Annotated in this window: 13 protein-coding genes; 4 read left to right on the top strand and 9 right to left on the bottom strand. The window is 39.1% G+C overall.

The window, feature by feature from the left end:
• Together FNW07_RS07890 and FNW07_RS07885 are read right to left on the bottom strand one after the other, a co-directional pair.
• Window positions 1-1,563 carry a serine hydrolase gene (locus FNW07_RS07890; RefSeq protein ID WP_126742946.1) on the bottom strand — a complete coding sequence of 521 codons (1,563 nt, stop codon included), beginning with the start codon at window positions 1,561-1,563 and terminating at the stop codon, window positions 1-3.
• Between the two features lie 171 nt (window positions 1,564-1,734).
• Window positions 1,735-2,160 carry a DUF1801 domain-containing protein gene (locus tag FNW07_RS07885; RefSeq protein WP_126742945.1) on the bottom strand — a complete coding sequence of 142 codons (426 nt, stop codon included), beginning with the start codon at window positions 2,158-2,160 and terminating at the stop codon, window positions 1,735-1,737.
• Window positions 2,161-2,440: 280 nt separating this feature from the next.
• Here FNW07_RS07885 and FNW07_RS07880 point away from each other — a divergent pair, with 280 nt between their 5' ends.
• Window positions 2,441-3,373 (top strand): lipid A deacylase LpxR family protein, encoded by a 933-nt coding sequence (locus FNW07_RS07880; protein ID WP_370511498.1) that lies wholly within the window; start codon window positions 2,441-2,443, stop codon window positions 3,371-3,373.
• Here the strand turns inward: FNW07_RS07880 and FNW07_RS07875 are convergent.
• The 7 genes from FNW07_RS07875 to recG all read right to left on the bottom strand — a co-directional run bounded on the left by FNW07_RS07875 (window position 3,362) and on the right by recG (window position 12,675).
• Entirely contained in the window at window positions 3,362-3,679 is a 318-nt protein-coding gene (locus tag FNW07_RS07875) for a hypothetical protein (RefSeq protein WP_126742943.1), read from the bottom strand. The genes FNW07_RS07880 and FNW07_RS07875 overlap by 12 nt on opposite strands.
• A 98-nt stretch (window positions 3,680-3,777) precedes the next feature.
• Window positions 3,778-3,906 carry a hypothetical protein gene (locus FNW07_RS13945; protein ID WP_255512737.1) on the bottom strand — a complete coding sequence of 43 codons (129 nt, stop codon included), beginning with the start codon at window positions 3,904-3,906 and terminating at the stop codon, window positions 3,778-3,780.
• 151 nt (window positions 3,907-4,057) lie between these two features.
• Window positions 4,058-4,921, bottom strand: coding sequence for a bestrophin family protein (locus FNW07_RS07865; RefSeq protein WP_126742942.1), 864 nt, complete (start codon window positions 4,919-4,921; stop codon window positions 4,058-4,060).
• 21 nt (window positions 4,922-4,942) lie between these two features.
• Window positions 4,943-6,253: a TolC family protein gene (locus FNW07_RS07860; RefSeq protein WP_126743069.1), complete on the bottom strand. Its 1,311-nt coding sequence runs from the start codon at window positions 6,251-6,253 to the stop codon at window positions 4,943-4,945.
• Window positions 6,253-9,351 (bottom strand): efflux RND transporter permease subunit, encoded by a 3,099-nt coding sequence (locus FNW07_RS07855; RefSeq protein WP_126742941.1) that lies wholly within the window; start codon window positions 9,349-9,351, stop codon window positions 6,253-6,255. The genes FNW07_RS07860 and FNW07_RS07855 overlap by 1 nt, the downstream gene beginning before the upstream one ends.
• A gap of 18 nt (window positions 9,352-9,369) precedes the next feature.
• Window positions 9,370-10,431: an efflux RND transporter periplasmic adaptor subunit gene (locus FNW07_RS07850; protein ID WP_126742940.1), complete on the bottom strand. Its 1,062-nt coding sequence runs from the start codon at window positions 10,429-10,431 to the stop codon at window positions 9,370-9,372.
• Between the two features lie 135 nt (window positions 10,432-10,566).
• Complete coding sequence (gene recG / locus FNW07_RS07845; protein WP_126742939.1) at window positions 10,567-12,675, bottom strand: ATP-dependent DNA helicase RecG; 2,109 nt, start codon at window positions 12,673-12,675, stop codon at window positions 10,567-10,569.
• 127 nt (window positions 12,676-12,802) lie between these two features.
• Between recG and FNW07_RS07840 the strand changes: the two genes are divergently transcribed.
• The 3 genes from FNW07_RS07840 (at window position 12,803) to FNW07_RS07830 (ending at window position 14,407) form a co-directional block, all read left to right on the top strand.
• Window positions 12,803-13,351, top strand: coding sequence for a DUF1697 domain-containing protein (locus FNW07_RS07840; RefSeq protein ID WP_126742938.1), 549 nt, complete (start codon window positions 12,803-12,805; stop codon window positions 13,349-13,351).
• A 163-nt stretch (window positions 13,352-13,514) separates the two neighbouring features.
• Window positions 13,515-13,958, top strand: coding sequence for a VOC family protein (locus FNW07_RS07835; protein WP_126742937.1), 444 nt, complete (start codon window positions 13,515-13,517; stop codon window positions 13,956-13,958).
• A 17-nt stretch (window positions 13,959-13,975) separates the two neighbouring features.
• Window positions 13,976-14,407, top strand: coding sequence for an SRPBCC family protein (locus FNW07_RS07830; protein WP_126742936.1), 432 nt, complete (start codon window positions 13,976-13,978; stop codon window positions 14,405-14,407).

The following is a 14,407-nucleotide window of genomic DNA, read 5'->3' as shown; positions in this document are numbered from 1 at the left end:
TTATTTATCAACTCGTTTTAAATCTAAATCCTGAAAGTCAAAACTAAAATCAATGTTTGGCGAAATACCTTTCATTTTAATAGATTGTGCTTTGCCGGTCTCATCAAGTGAAAACATAGCAAGGGCATCGCAATTCATAGCTTGATATTCCCATTTAATGGCAAAAGTATTGGCGTTATAAAAAGCCATTGGGCCATTTAATTTTGGAGAACGATAAGATTTGAACCATAATTTCTTGTTTTTTTCAAATACTTCAATTTTTCCAAACCAATTGTCCTCATAAATTCCGATATAGTCCTCATTTTTAACTTTGACGTTTTTTGCGGTTGCTACTTTTTCCCAAGTTTTTTTTGTTATCTCATCACCTGTGTTTTTACTATTCTGCATCCGTTCCACCATTTTTCCGGTCCAGCCAAAATCATCCAGGCCTAAGTAACTATCAGAAATGCTATTGGTAACTGCCGTAAAAAGTCCGCCACCGCCATTTTCGGTATTCGTTAAAATTACGATGCCTAAGTTCAGATCGGGATACAGCGTCACTATCGACAGCATTCCGGGCAGACCTCCCGTGTGAGATACTCTTAATTTTCCGTTGACATCTGTCAATCCCCAACCCAGGCCATACCCGTTGAAATGAGAATTGTATCTTGGACTAGGATTGTTGTCAAAAACGGTATGCAACCTCCACATTTCATTGTGGTTTTTCAAAGAAAACATAGTTGATTTCAAATCATTTCCATATTTACCTTTATCCAAACGCAGCTGCATCCATTTTGACATATCAGCCGCATTCGAGAATATTCCACCTGCCGCACTTCCCATTCCAATATCGTATGCGTCGATTGTTTTGATGGTTCCCGATTCTGAAGAGTGCGGGACTGCCAGGTTGTTTTTGTCTTTCAACAAGCTGCCCACATAGGTGTTGTTCATTTGTAAAGGTTCAATGATTCGTTTTTGGACAAATGCCTCGTAGCTCATACCGGTGGCTCTGGCAATTACTTCTCCTGCGACGATATAGAGTAAATTGTCATAATCAAATTTGGTCCGAAAAGCGGATACAGGTTTGAAATGCTGAAAACTGGCGACAACGTCGTTAATGGTAAAGGTGGAACCATCAGGAAAAAACATCAGATCGCCGACACCTAAACCCAATCCGCTGCGATGGGTTAATAAGTCCTGAATGTTAAAGTTCTCTGTTACATAATCATTGTACATTTTGAATTCAGGGATGTGGTCTTTTACTTTATCGGTCCATTTCAGTTTACCTTCATCCTCCAAAATAGAAAGCGCTGCCGTTGTGAAGGCTTTGCTATTCGATGCAATCTGAAAATTTGTGTATTCGTTAACCGGTTTTTTTGTTGCAACAGAAGTAACTCCGTAGCCTTTTTGATGAATAACTTTACCGTCTTTAACAATGGCTATTGATGCTCCGGCTACCTTAAACTTTACTAAGGCATCTTCCATTAATACGTCAATTTTTTGGGTTGTTAATTGAGCAAAGGTTGGTGTAGCAACTAAAAGAATAAAGAGGAGGGAAGTTAAAAGAGATGTTCCTTTTTTCATAATGGTGTGTTGTTAGTATTTGTATTTAGCGCTAAAATCACGATAAGGCGGGTGAATGTTACAACAAATATAAATTAAAGATTTGGCTTTATTTAGTAACCTCCAATAGCTCTTAGAATGTAAAAGACGAAATGTTGATTCATTGGACTTTAATAATCGTCTGATATAGTTTTACTCTCTACTTAATGCGGTTTCTATCATTTCCTTCAGAATTTCGATATCAACATCCTCCAGTTTATTGATGTAGAGACAACCTCCATTCGTTTTATGCTTACCGAGCTGTTTAAGAACCTCCGCCTGATCTTTTACTCCTACGCCAATGTACAGAGAGAGATTCGCTTTACGGGGAGCAAACCCTATCCGGAACCAGTCGACTTCTCTTCCCGAAGTGGGACTTTTGTATCGTTTATCACCAAAACCGATAATGGAACTGCTCCATAAGACTGGTTCTTCCCCACTGCCTTGTTTCATTATTTCCAGCAGGGCAAAACTATCTCTGCGTTTTTGTTCACTCTCAATAGCATTGATATAGTCTTCGACACTTGCAGTGGTTGGTTTTGTTTTTATTTCAGCGAGTTTTGATTTTTTTTCAGCCATTTGGTAAATATTAAAATGGAAATAATTAAGAATATTTTACTGTGCATAATGTCAGGCTACTTTTTAACACTTCAATTATCAAATATAAACAGTTTTAAATAGAGTAGCTAATTTATATATTTGGAACGTTAACTTACAGATCGATATTCTGAATGTTGCGTTTTATGATTTTCTATCTATGTTGGTGATTATATGATAAATACATTTTCAATACTTAAAATAAATTCTACCTTTTTCGTACATTTGAGTTATGAAAAAACACGAATTATACCTCTTGCTTTTGATTGGTCTCCCTTATTTTGTTGGCGCTCAGAAAAATGATAACACAGCCTCTTTTCGCGACTTGAAAGCCCATCGTTATGTTCGCTTCAACTACGATAATGACTATTTTGCTTCGAGAGACCAGGATTATACTCAAGGCTATAATTTGGAACTTGTGTCCCCAGGTTTAAGACGAAATCCTATGAACAAACTATTAGTTCGCCCGAAGAAAAGTGATAATAAATTCGGTATTTCCCTTGAACATCTTGGCTATACGCCCATTGATATTAAAAGTGCTTCCGTCCAATATGGCGATCGTCCGTTTGCTGCTGCGCTTATGCTTAAAAGCTTTGCATTAGCAATAGATACGGTAAATACTTCCCGACTGAGCTCGCTATTTAGTATAGGAGTAATTGGGCCGGGGGCGTTGGGGAAAGAGGTACAGGTCGCCTTTCATAAGGTAATAGACAATACGATACCGGAAGGATGGCAAAATCAGATCCGAAATGATGTTGTGCTTAACTATGAAGTGAGTTATGAGAAGCAATTAGTACGCTACCGAGATTTGTTTTCGTTGCAAACAAATACAACGTTGCGGGCAGGAACCTTGTTTACGAATGCGGGGATAGGAGCCACCACTACATTTGGAATAATCAATGGGCCGTTTAGCGTAATTAAAACCAAAAAGAGATTTTTACTTTATGGCTATAGTAAGTCCATGCTAAATGTCATTGGTTATGATGCGACATTGCAGGGTGGATTGTTCAATCGTACGAGTCCCTATACAATAGAGAATAGTGATATAGAACGTTTTACTGCTCAGGTGAATTATGGGATTGTGTTTCAGATTAAGAGTTTGTATCTGGAATATTCGCGTGCTGTTATTACCAGGGAATTTGAGGCGGGGCATAGTGGTAAATGGGGAGGTGTTAAGGTAGGTTTAAGTTATTAAGTCCAGTGCTTCATCTGTTGAAAAGGTATCATGATATAAGTTTTTAGTTTGACGGCCCCTGGCGAATGCGCTTAATACAGTGGAAAAATTAGTTGCAATTCCTAACATCAGTCCGCTAGTGTCTATTAGAAACGCGGCCCAATATCTTTTACAGCCGGCTGCAATTTCCCAAGCGCTGATTTGGCTTTCTCCAGATATTGTTGTCTCGTAGCCAGTAAGCAAATGATGGATATCGTGTTCAATTACTGCTTTTCTTCTTGCGTTGAAACTTGGAAAATAGAAATGAAAATTCGGAGTCAGTTCCATTTTTACACTGGAGCTGCTTTGTCCGCCGTCATAATCTAAGTTATTGTCTGCATAAAACGTACTCAGTAACTTTCTTGGTGTTTATTCGTCCATGTTTATTAGGTGAAGCCGGGTTCATCATATTTTAATTTATTGGTATACCGTGCATTGGCCTCAGTAAACGCACGATAAATTTTTTCAGGTGTGGATTTAAGAACTCTGTGTAATGATACGCTGTTATTTGACATAAAAATTATTGTTAGATTCTTACTCGTTTGACTTTTAAGTTCGGCCACGTTTTTATAGGTACAAATTTGCGGAGTATAAATTTAATAACTTTCTATCAAATATATTATCCCATATATTTTTTTATGATTTTGTACTTTGTTCCAGAAAACCCTAGAAAATTTCGTCAATATGCTTTTTGATATTTTCAGCCATTTTAAAGGTCGGCAAATCATTTTCATCACTACCAAAAGGGTCTTCAATTTCTTCGGCAATTAATTCCAGACTCGCTAAAACATAAAAAATAAAAACGACTACGGGAACCACGTAATATCCTAGACTGAAGGAATATCCGAAAGGCAATGTCATCACGTAAAAGAAGATAAATTTTTTAAGAAAGGCGCTGTAGGAGTAGGGTATAGGGGTGTTCTTTATTCTTTCGCAGGCACCGCAGATTTCAGTAAATGATTGTATTTCCGCATTTAAAATAATAAGCTGGTCACCGGAAATTTTTTTGGATTCATACAAATCATTTATTTTTTTGAAAAGCATACCCGCCAATTGATTTGGTTTGTGTTTGTGATGGTCCATTTCCAAATCCACATCATCAAAAAGCTGTTGTGCGGTTTCACTGTCATTCAGGTGCTTGTGCAAAATCATGGCATACGCCGGAATCAATTTTCTGAAGTCATCACGGTCTTTTTCATCATGCAGCATGGCTGATAATTTAATGGCAAGATTCCGGCTGTTATTTACTAAAGACCCCCACATTCTTCTGCCTTCCCACCAACGGTCATAAGCTGTATTAGTTCTGAAAACTAACAAAAGTGAAATCACGAAGCCCAACATTCCGTGCATAATCGTGATGTTTTTTACATAACTGTTTTCAGGAAGCTGCCAATATTCCACTTCCAGATACCCGATGATTCCGGAATAAGCTCCAATCGCCAACATGATAGGCAGTAGCGTCCGAAAAGTATCGGCTTTATGAAAACGAAAAATGAAAGTAAACCAGTCTTTTGTATTGTATGAAATCATTTGGTATAGAAATTTATCAAATTAAAATGTAAGTGTCCCGGCTAATTCTTTTAAGGCAATTTCCGATAATTTAGCCTGAAACTGGGCATTGCTGTACCGCACTTTCGCATTGACATAATTAAGTTGTGCGGTACGAAATTCCAGTGTGGCTATAGTTCCTATTCGGAATTTATCCAAAGTGATCTGTAAGTTTTGTCTGGCGATGGCTTCATTTTTTTCTTCCAGACGAATCAGTTCGAGGTTGGTCAGATACGTTTGATAGGCTGTGGCCAGTTGGGACTGTAATGCTAATGTTTGCTGGTCAATCAGGAGTTTTGAATTCTCAATTTCAATTTTGGCGATTTTCTCGTTTCGGTTTTGTGATAATCCATCAAACAGATTCATGGAAGCACTAAAACCATAATTCAATCCGCGTGCTGACGATTCGGTTGTAAACCCAAGAGTGGATTGTGATTCATTGAAATTATAGCCTGTATTCACTTTAACGGTAGGATACCGCGCCGCTTTGATTTGCTTTAACTGCAATTCGGTTACTCTTTTATTAATGATTTGTGCTTGTAATTGTGGGTTTTGCTTTTCTGCCAAAGTCATCAAATCAGGGAGTAATAAAGTATTGTCAATGACAATTAACGAAACCACTTTAAAGTCGGCTGTGATATCTCTAGCCAAAAGCTGATTCAGAAAAATTTTGGTATTGGCATACAATTCTTTTTGTCGTAGCACGGTTGTTAAATCGGTATTTAAATCAACCTGCGCGTTCAGCACTTCTAGTTTGGAGGCTTTTCCAATAGTGAAACGGTTTTGTGCCAAAGTCATTCGTTGGTTCGAAATTACGATGGTGCTGTCCAATGCATTTAATTGCTGTTGCTGCTGAACCAAATCATAATAGGTTGCGGTAACATCACTTATTTTTGTGATGACCGTCAGTTTTAATTGGGCTTCCCCTAATTTCTGGAGTTCCTTTAACTGATCATAGTGGGCAAACATTTTTAATCCGTCAAAGACCGTCCAATCCAAGCCAACACCATAACTCAGGCTGTTGTTTTTAGCATTGTCAAGTTCCGTTACGGTTCCGTCCTGCCGCGTTTGGGAACTGTTTTGAATACTATTGTTATCGACTACAGTGGCCGTAACTTTGGGTAACATACCCGCATTTCCAACGGCGACGTTTGTTTTGTCAATAGTGAGATCGTTCTTCGCTATTTTTATCTCATAATTGTTTTCCAATGCAATTTTGACCGCAATTTCGAGGGTTAAAATTTCCTGTGCATTCATTTTAATAACGCTAAAGAAAATCAGAATCAGACTTTGAAATACTATTTTAGAATTCATCATACTTTTTTAGTCGTTTCATATTCGTCGATATGGTCAAATTCGGGGTAGTGTTTTCTGGCCCTGGACCACATCAGATACAACGCAGGGATTATAAATAAGGTTAATACCAAAGAGAATATGGTTCCGCCTACGATAACTACTCCCATTCCAATTCGGCTGGTTGAGGCTGCACCCAATGATAAAGCAATTGGCAATGCACCCAATGAAATGGCTAAACTGGTCATCAAAATAGGTCGTAAACGGGCTTCCGCAGCTTCAATAATGGCTTCCGCTTTCGGTTTTCCCTGCTCCCTTAACTGATTTGCAAATTCAACGATCAGAATTCCGTTTTTGGTCACCAGACCAATTAACATTACAGTTCCAATCTGACTGAAGATATTCCAGGTCTGGTCAAACAGCCATAACGAGAATAAAGCTCCGGCAACGGCCATAGGCACGGTTAAAATGATAATAAACGGATCTATGAAACTTTCGAATTGTGCCGCCAGTATCAAAAATATCAATAGTAAAGCCAGTCCAAATGCAAAAGAAGTATTGGAACTGCTTTCAACAAAATCACGGGATTCACCACCTAAATCTGTAGTGAACGTATCATCTAAAACTTTATCCTTGATTTCATTCATGGCATCAATTCCGTCGCTGATACTTTTGCCGGGAGCGAGCCCTGCTGAGACTGTGGCTGACATGTATCGGTTATTGTGATACAATTGCGGCGGATTGCTTTGTTCTTCTATCGTGACCACATTGTCCATTTGGATTAGTTCCCCTTTATTATTTTTGACAAACATCGAGGTCAAATCCAATGGTTTGGAACGGTCTTTCTGGTCAAATTGGCCAATAATCTGATACTGTTTGCCATTTCGTATAAAATATCCGAACCGTTGCCCGCTTAGTGAAAGCTGCAGCGTTTGCGCAATATCAATCACCGAAATGCCGAGGCTTTCTGCTTTTTCACGATCAATGGTCACATTGATTTCCGGTTTATTGAATTTCAAATTGACATCCGACATTGCAAAAGTTGGATTTTTTGCCGCTTCGTCCATGAATTGCGGAATTTTCTCCTGCAATTTCTTAAAGTTTGGAGCCTGGATAATATACTGAATCGGCATTCCGCCACGTCTGTTTACGGCTATTGTAGGCTGTTCGGTAACTGACGTTTTGGCTTCCGCATATTGCTTGGTCCACATGGTTAATTTTTCTGCAATCTCTTTTTGGGAACGGCTTCTTTCACCCGGTTCGGATAATGCTATTCGTACTCGTCCGCTATTGACTGTTGATGCTCCAAATCCAGGAGATGTGATGACAAGGCTGACTTTTTTCTCCGGAATGGAATCGTCGATCATTTGTGAAAGTTCCTGCATAAATCGATCCGTGTATTCGTATGAAGAGCCTTCAGGAGCAGTGATACTCATTGTTATGGAACTTCGGTCGTCATATGGTGCAGTTTCTTTCTGCAATAAATTAAAAAAGAGATAAATCAATCCGAAACAAACAATCAGAATTGGGAAGCTCATCCATTTTTTCTTCATAAAACTTTCCAAAGTTTCAGCATAACCACGGTTTAGTTTTTGAAAGAATGGTTCTGTATAAATATAAAACTTCGATTTTTTCTGTTCGCCGCCTTTCATCAGATAGGCATTCAGCATCGGAGTTAACGTAAGCGATACAAAGGCAGAAATCAATACTGCTGCTCCGATTACCACACCGAATTCCCGGAATAATCGTCCGACAAAACCCTCCAGAAAAATAACCGGAAGGAAAACAGCCGCCAAGGTTATCGATATAGAAATTACCGCAAAAAAGATTTCATTCGAACCTTTGATAGCGGCTTCAATAGGGGACATGCCTTCTTCTACTTTTTTGAAAATATTCTCGGTAACTACAATTCCGTCATCCACCACCAAACCGGTTGCCAGAACAATTGCCAATAAGGTCAGTACATTGATAGAAAAACCAAAAAGCCACATGATAAAGAAAGTCGCAATCAGTGAAACCGGAATATCAATTAAAGGACGGAAAGCAATGGCCCAATCCCTGAAAAATAAATAGATGATTAATACTACTAGTAATATGGAAATACCTAATGTTTCCGCTACTTCAATCACTGATTTTTTCACAAAAACGGTACTGTCGATAGCAATATTCAGCTTGATATCTTTTGGTAAATCCTTTTTAAGCGCGTCGAATTCCTTATAAAATTCTTTGGAGATATCTAAATAATTGGCACCGGGAAGCGGCACAACTGCAACACCAACCAAAGGCATTCCGGATTGGCTCATTTTGGTTTCGATATTTTCCGGGCCTAAATTTGCGGAACCGATATCGCTCAGGCGGACTGTTTTTTCGCCGTCGGTACGAATGATGATATTGTTGAATTCTTCAGCAGTGGACAGGTTTCCGACAGTTTTCACCGTTAATTCGGTGTTGTCACCGGTCAATTTTCCTGATGGCAATTCAACGTTTTGTTTGTTTAGTGCATCCCTTACTTCCGAAACGGTGCAACCATAGGAGGCGAGTTTTATTGGATCAATCCACAAACGCATCGCATATTTTTTCTGTCCCCAAATTTGGACACCGCTCACTCCCGGAATGGTTTCGAGACGTTGGGCAATGACATTTTCGGCATAATCGCTCAATTCCAATGCGTTTCGGGTATCACTTTGTACGGTCATCGAAATAATCGCATCGCTATTGGCATCAGCCTTAGAAACTACTGGAGGTGCATCAATATCTTTGGGTAAGCTTCGCACGGCCTGAGAAACTTTGTCCCGAACATCATTAGCGGCTTCTTCGAGGTTTTTATCCAAATTAAATTCGACCGTAATATTACTGCTACCCTGGATACTCGATGAAGTTACATTTCGGATTCCGTCGATGGAATTAATCGCTTTTTCAAGAGGTTCGGTAATCTGGGATTCAATGATGTCAGAATTGGCTCCGGAGTAATTCGTACGGACTGAAATCTGGGCCGGGTCAATAGAAGGGAACTCCCTGACACCCAAAAAACTGTACCCGATAAGACCAAATAAAATAATGGCCAAATTGATTACAATCGTAAATACCGGTCTTTTTATGCTTAGGGTAGACAAACTCATTTTTTTCAGGCTTTATGCTTAAAGCTTTATTTTTACTTTTACCGGCGTTTCATTTTTTAAAGTCATTACACCACTGGTCAGAAGCGTGTCTCCGGCCTTCAATCCTGAAAGCACTAATATTGTCGCATCTGTTCTTGTGGCGGTTTGGACCATGATTTCTTTGGCCTGACCATTACTCGAGATGAATACCTTTTTTCCGTTTTGAACAGGGATAATGGCTTCTGTAGGGACAGCAATTGCGTCTTTTATGATGTCCAAGGGCAGTTCGACATTGGCAAAAGTCCCAGGCAATAATTTTCCGTCCTTATTTTCTGCAATAGCGCGAACCTGTAATGTTCTGGTAGCTACCGCAATTTCCGGCTCAATCGCATATACTTTCGCTTTGTAGGTATCAGCAGAACCGGAAACTGTAAAACTGATCATCGAATTCGTTTTTACCTGATTGGCATATTTTTCTGGGATAGAAAAAGTAATTTTTAATTCGGAAATGTTAACCAGTTTAGCTACTAAAATAGCAGGAGTTATATACGTTCCCGTTGAAATGGAGCGTAATCCAATTTTTCCTGAAAAGGGCGCTCTTACTGAAGTTTTTGCAGTCTGTGCTTTAATCAATTGGCTTTGGGCCTGAGCCGATTTATAATCCGCTCTGGAAACATCATATTCTTCCTGGCTTATCGCTTCTTTTTGCAGCAAAAGTTTCGCTCTTCTTTCATTTTCAAATGCGAGGCTTTCTTTGGTCGCCGCCTGTCGTAATTGGGCTCTCAGTTCAAGGTCATTAACTTTGAAAAGCATTTGTCCTTTAGAAACCGTACTTCCTTCCTGAAAATAAATACCTTCAACAATGCCGGAAACCTCGCTTCGGATTTCAACCTGCTCATTAGGCTCAAGGGAACCGGAAAGTGATAGGTTATTATCAAAAGTTCGGGGTTTTACGACAATGCCGCTAACATTCATGGGTTTATTTTTTCCTCCTTTGTCTTTGGATTCACTGTTTTCACTTTTGTTCTCTTTAATCCTGTAGGTAATAAAAGCACCCATTCCGATTATTAATAAGGTAAAAACAATGTATTTTATTTTCATGATGGGGGAGATAAAAGTAGGATTTAGGTTTCAGTATTTTGATGTAACAAAAATAGTTTTTAGCGCTGAGAATGTCCTGTGAGTTAATCTTTATTTAACACTTGTACATACAAATATATCGATTCGCTGAGAATATCAACTAATGTAATTCCAAATGTTCTTCTTTTTTGACAATTCAATAAAGACAGCTCGTAGGGTTGTATGTTCCGGTTTTAAAAGAGGAGCATCTTCTTTTAATATTATTACGGCATGATTTCTCGCCAATTGTAATATGTCCCTGTCTCTTACAATATCTGCAATCTGAAGGTTAAGGACGCCACTTTGCTGGGTACCCATCAGATCTCCCGGGCCTCGTAATTTAAGATCGACTTCGGCAATTTCGAAACCATCATTGGTGCGGACCATTGTTTCCATACGGGTTTTGCTATCATTGGATAATTTGTGCGATGTCATCATTATACAATAGCTTTGCTCAGCGCCACGGCCCACACGACCCCGTAATTGATGCAATTGCGACAAACCGAAACGTTCGGCACTTTCGATAATCATCACACTGGCATTTGGAATATTAACGCCCACTTCTATTACAGTCGTAGCAACCATAATATTGGTTTTTCCGTCGGCGAAACGTTTCATTTCGGCATCCTTATCAGCCGGTTTCATTTTGCCATGAAGAATGGAAACCGCATATTGAGGTAATGGAAAATCCCTTGAAATGCTTTCATATCCGTCCATCAAATCCTTGAAATCCATTTTTTCGGATTCCTGAATCAGCGGATACACTATGTAGATTTGTCTTCCTTTTGCAATTTCGTCCCGAATGAATTTCCAGACTTTCAATCGGTTGGAATCAAAACGATGCACGGTTTGAATGGGTTTACGTCCCGGAGGCAATTCATCAATGACAGAGATATCCAGATCACCGTATAAACTCATCGCCAAGGTCCGTGGAATAGGGGTAGCGGTCATTACCAAAACATGTGGTGGAATGGTATTTTTTTTCCAGAGTTTAGAACGTTGTTCCACACCAAAACGATGTTGTTCATCAATAATAGCCAAACCTAAATTCTGAAATTTTACTTTGTCTTCCAAAAGGGCATGCGTACCAATGAGGATATGCAACGTTCCATTCTCCAATTCTTCATGGATAATTTTTCGTTGTGCGGTTTTAGTGGAACCGGTCAATATTCGTATGTTGATACTCAAATCCTTAGCCAATTCGGATAAACCGATGTAATGTTGGTTGGCCAGAATTTCTGTCGGTGCCATTAAACAGGATTGAAACCCATTATCCAAAGCAAGCAGCATACTCATCAAAGCCACAATGGTTTTACCTGAACCTACATCGCCTTGCAACAATCTGTTCATCTGCGCCGGATTTCCCATATCATTACGAATTTCTTTCAGAACCCGCTTTTGAGCTCCCGTGAGTTCAAATGGCAAATGATTGTTGAAAAAATCGGTGAAATGATTACCTACTTTTTCAAAAGGATGGCCTTTGATTTTATGTTTCCGAATCAGATTTTTTGTGATTAACTGCAATTGGATGAAGAACAATTCTTCAAATTTCAATCGGAATTGAGCTCTCGCCAATGCATCGGCGCTTTTCGGAAAATGAATATTAAATAAGGCGGCTTTTTTGGAAATCAATTTTAATTCCTCAATTAAATATACGGGAAGGGTTTCACTGAACAAAGCCTGTGTTTCCAGAAACAGTTGCTGCATCAGTTTATTGATAACCCTATTGGAAATTCCCCGATTCGTCAATGTTTCGGTTGAAGGATATACCGGCTGCATCGCAGATCGCAGGCTTTGCTCATGTTCGGTCAGCAGTTCAATTTCGGGATGTGCCATATTGAACAATCCGTTGAACGAGGTGCACTTTCCGAAAATCACAATGGGAACATTCAGCTGCAGGCTTTCCCGAATCCATTTTTGCCCTTGAAACCAGACCAGTTCCATCTGGCCTGTAGCATCAGTGAAAGTAGCAACCAAACGTTTTTTTCCTTTTGCAAATTCAACGGTTTTGATGTTGATGATTTTTCCAATCAATTGTACTTCAGCGGCATTATTCTGCAGTTCATTTATTTTATAATAGCGGGTCCGGTCAATGTATCGGTTCGGATAAAAATTAATTAAGTCCTGATATTTATATATGCCCAACTCTTTACGCAGCAATTCCCCCCGATTGGGACCAACGCCTTTTAGGTATTCGATAGGAGTGAGTAGAAGGTCTTGCTGCATAACTGCGAAGATAGATTTTAATTGGGAAAATAGAAAATGCGACAAATTGAAATTGAGGTGAGAAAGAATTAAATTGTGAAATCAAATTTAAACACGATACCTTTGGATAACCAAAAATAAATCTTCAATGACAACCCATCTCGCTTTGCTTCGCGGCATCAATGTTTCAGGCCACAACATGATAAAAATGGATGCCCTTAAAGCTACCTTAGAAAACATAGGTTTTCAGAATGTCGTAACCTATATCCAGTCGGGAAATGTTTTTGTAACAACACCGGAGGAAAACCCGGGTAAAGTAGGATTTATGATCAAACAGGAAATTTTTAAAGTATTTGGTTATGATGTCCCGGTGATTATTCTTGGTGTGACGGATTTAGAAGCTTGTTTTAAAAATAATCTCTTTTTAAAAGAAAAAGACATCGATTTGAAGAAATTGTATGTGGCTTTTGTTTCCAAAGAACTTCGGACTGAACATATGAGTGAATTGAAAATAAGCCAATTCAAACCGGATGAGGCTCATATAGATGCCAGCAGGATTTTTATAAAATATGATGTGGGTGCCGGAAAAACTCGATTAGACCAAAAATACATCGAGAAAAAACTAAACGTAACTGCCACCATGAGAAATTGGAACACAGTAACCCAGTTACTGAAAATGTATCAGGAAAAGGAATAATAAGTTCGTTTTTTTACAATAATGCATCCATTCCTTAACTTGAATTTAGATAATTTTTGTTTTTTTTGTCTTAAATTTACGTCAGTATAATAAAATGTATGTCGCTGAAAATCTACAATTTGGCGTCATAACTTTTTGATTGTAAATTTAAAGCCATAACGATATGTCACGAGTAAGCACCTACCTCAATTTCCCACGCAATACCGAAGAAGCCTTCCTTTTTTACAAATCAGTTTTTGGAGGAGAATTTGGCCGTGGAGGAATTGCGCGCTTCAGTGATATTCCACCAGCAGAAAATATGCCGCCCATGGCAGAGGAAGATTTGAATCTCGTAGTGCATATAGAATTACCGATACTTGGCGGACATATATTGATGGGGACCGATGCTCCTGAATCTATGGGTTTCAAGGTAAATGCCGGCAACAACGTGTATATCAATCTCCAGCCGGATACCCGAATGGAAACGAAAAGACTATTTAACGCATTATCAAAAGGAGGAGAAATTACAATGGAGCTTCAAGACATGTTTTGGGGTGCTTATTCAGGCAGTTGTACCGATAAATTTGGAATCCAATGGATGTTCAACTGCGTGGCAAAATCGATATAATTTAAAAATCTATTAAAATGGAAACAACAGCGCTAAAAAAGGCCATTACGGTGGAAACCAATGTCAATGCGCCTTTAGAATCGGTATGGAAACATTGGACCACACCGGAGAGCATTGTGAAATGGAATAATGCATCAGAGGATTGGCATACCCCGTATGCCGAAAACGATTTGTATGCAGGTGGCAAATTCCTTTCACGGATGGAAGCCAGAGATGGCAGTATGGGTTTTGATTTCAGTGGAATCTATAATGAAGTGAAAACCAAAGAACGACTTATCTACACCATTGACGACGGAAGAAAGGTGGAAGTGCTTTTTGAAAATGATGGAAGCGGAACCAAAGTCATCGAGACATTTGAAGCCGAAGTTATACACCCAATCGAAATGCAGCGTGGCGGTTGGCAGTCTATCCTCAACAATTTTAAAAAACATGTGGAAGCAAATCAATAA

This window comes from Flavobacterium sp. GT3R68 (assembly GCF_007109225.1).
Classification (GTDB): domain Bacteria; phylum Bacteroidota; class Bacteroidia; order Flavobacteriales; family Flavobacteriaceae; genus Flavobacterium.
Note: the sequence above shows the minus strand (reverse complement) of the source record. Positions and strands in the feature narration are given on the sequence as shown.

What these genes read in the sequence shown, in the direction of transcription:
- FNW07_RS07830 (WP_126742936.1), top strand. Translation starts at nt 13,976, where the DNA reads ATGGAAACAACAGCGCTAAAAAAGGCCATTACGGTGGAAACCAATGTC.
- FNW07_RS07860 (WP_126743069.1), bottom strand. Translation starts at nt 6,253, where the DNA reads ATGAATTCTAAAATAGTATTTCAAAGTCTGATTCTGATTTTCTTTAGC.
- FNW07_RS07850 (WP_126742940.1), bottom strand. Translation starts at nt 10,431, where the DNA reads ATGAAAATAAAATACATTGTTTTTACCTTATTAATAATCGGAATGGGT.
- FNW07_RS07875 (WP_126742943.1), bottom strand. Translation starts at nt 3,679, where the DNA reads ATGGAACTGACTCCGAATTTTCATTTCTATTTTCCAAGTTTCAACGCA.
- FNW07_RS13945 (WP_255512737.1), bottom strand. Translation starts at nt 3,906, where the DNA reads ATGTCAAATAACAGCGTATCATTACACAGAGTTCTTAAATCCACACCT.
- FNW07_RS07885 (WP_126742945.1), bottom strand. Translation starts at nt 2,160, where the DNA reads ATGGCTGAAAAAAAATCAAAACTCGCTGAAATAAAAACAAAACCAACC.
- FNW07_RS07840 (WP_126742938.1), top strand. Translation starts at nt 12,803, where the DNA reads ATGACAACCCATCTCGCTTTGCTTCGCGGCATCAATGTTTCAGGCCAC.
- FNW07_RS07835 (WP_126742937.1), top strand. Translation starts at nt 13,515, where the DNA reads ATGTCACGAGTAAGCACCTACCTCAATTTCCCACGCAATACCGAAGAA.
- FNW07_RS07865 (WP_126742942.1), bottom strand. Translation starts at nt 4,921, where the DNA reads ATGATTTCATACAATACAAAAGACTGGTTTACTTTCATTTTTCGTTTT.
- recG (WP_126742939.1), bottom strand. Translation starts at nt 12,675, where the DNA reads ATGCAGCAAGACCTTCTACTCACTCCTATCGAATACCTAAAAGGCGTT.
- FNW07_RS07890 (WP_126742946.1), bottom strand. Translation starts at nt 1,563, where the DNA reads ATGAAAAAAGGAACATCTCTTTTAACTTCCCTCCTCTTTATTCTTTTA.
- FNW07_RS07855 (WP_126742941.1), bottom strand. Translation starts at nt 9,351, where the DNA reads ATGAGTTTGTCTACCCTAAGCATAAAAAGACCGGTATTTACGATTGTA.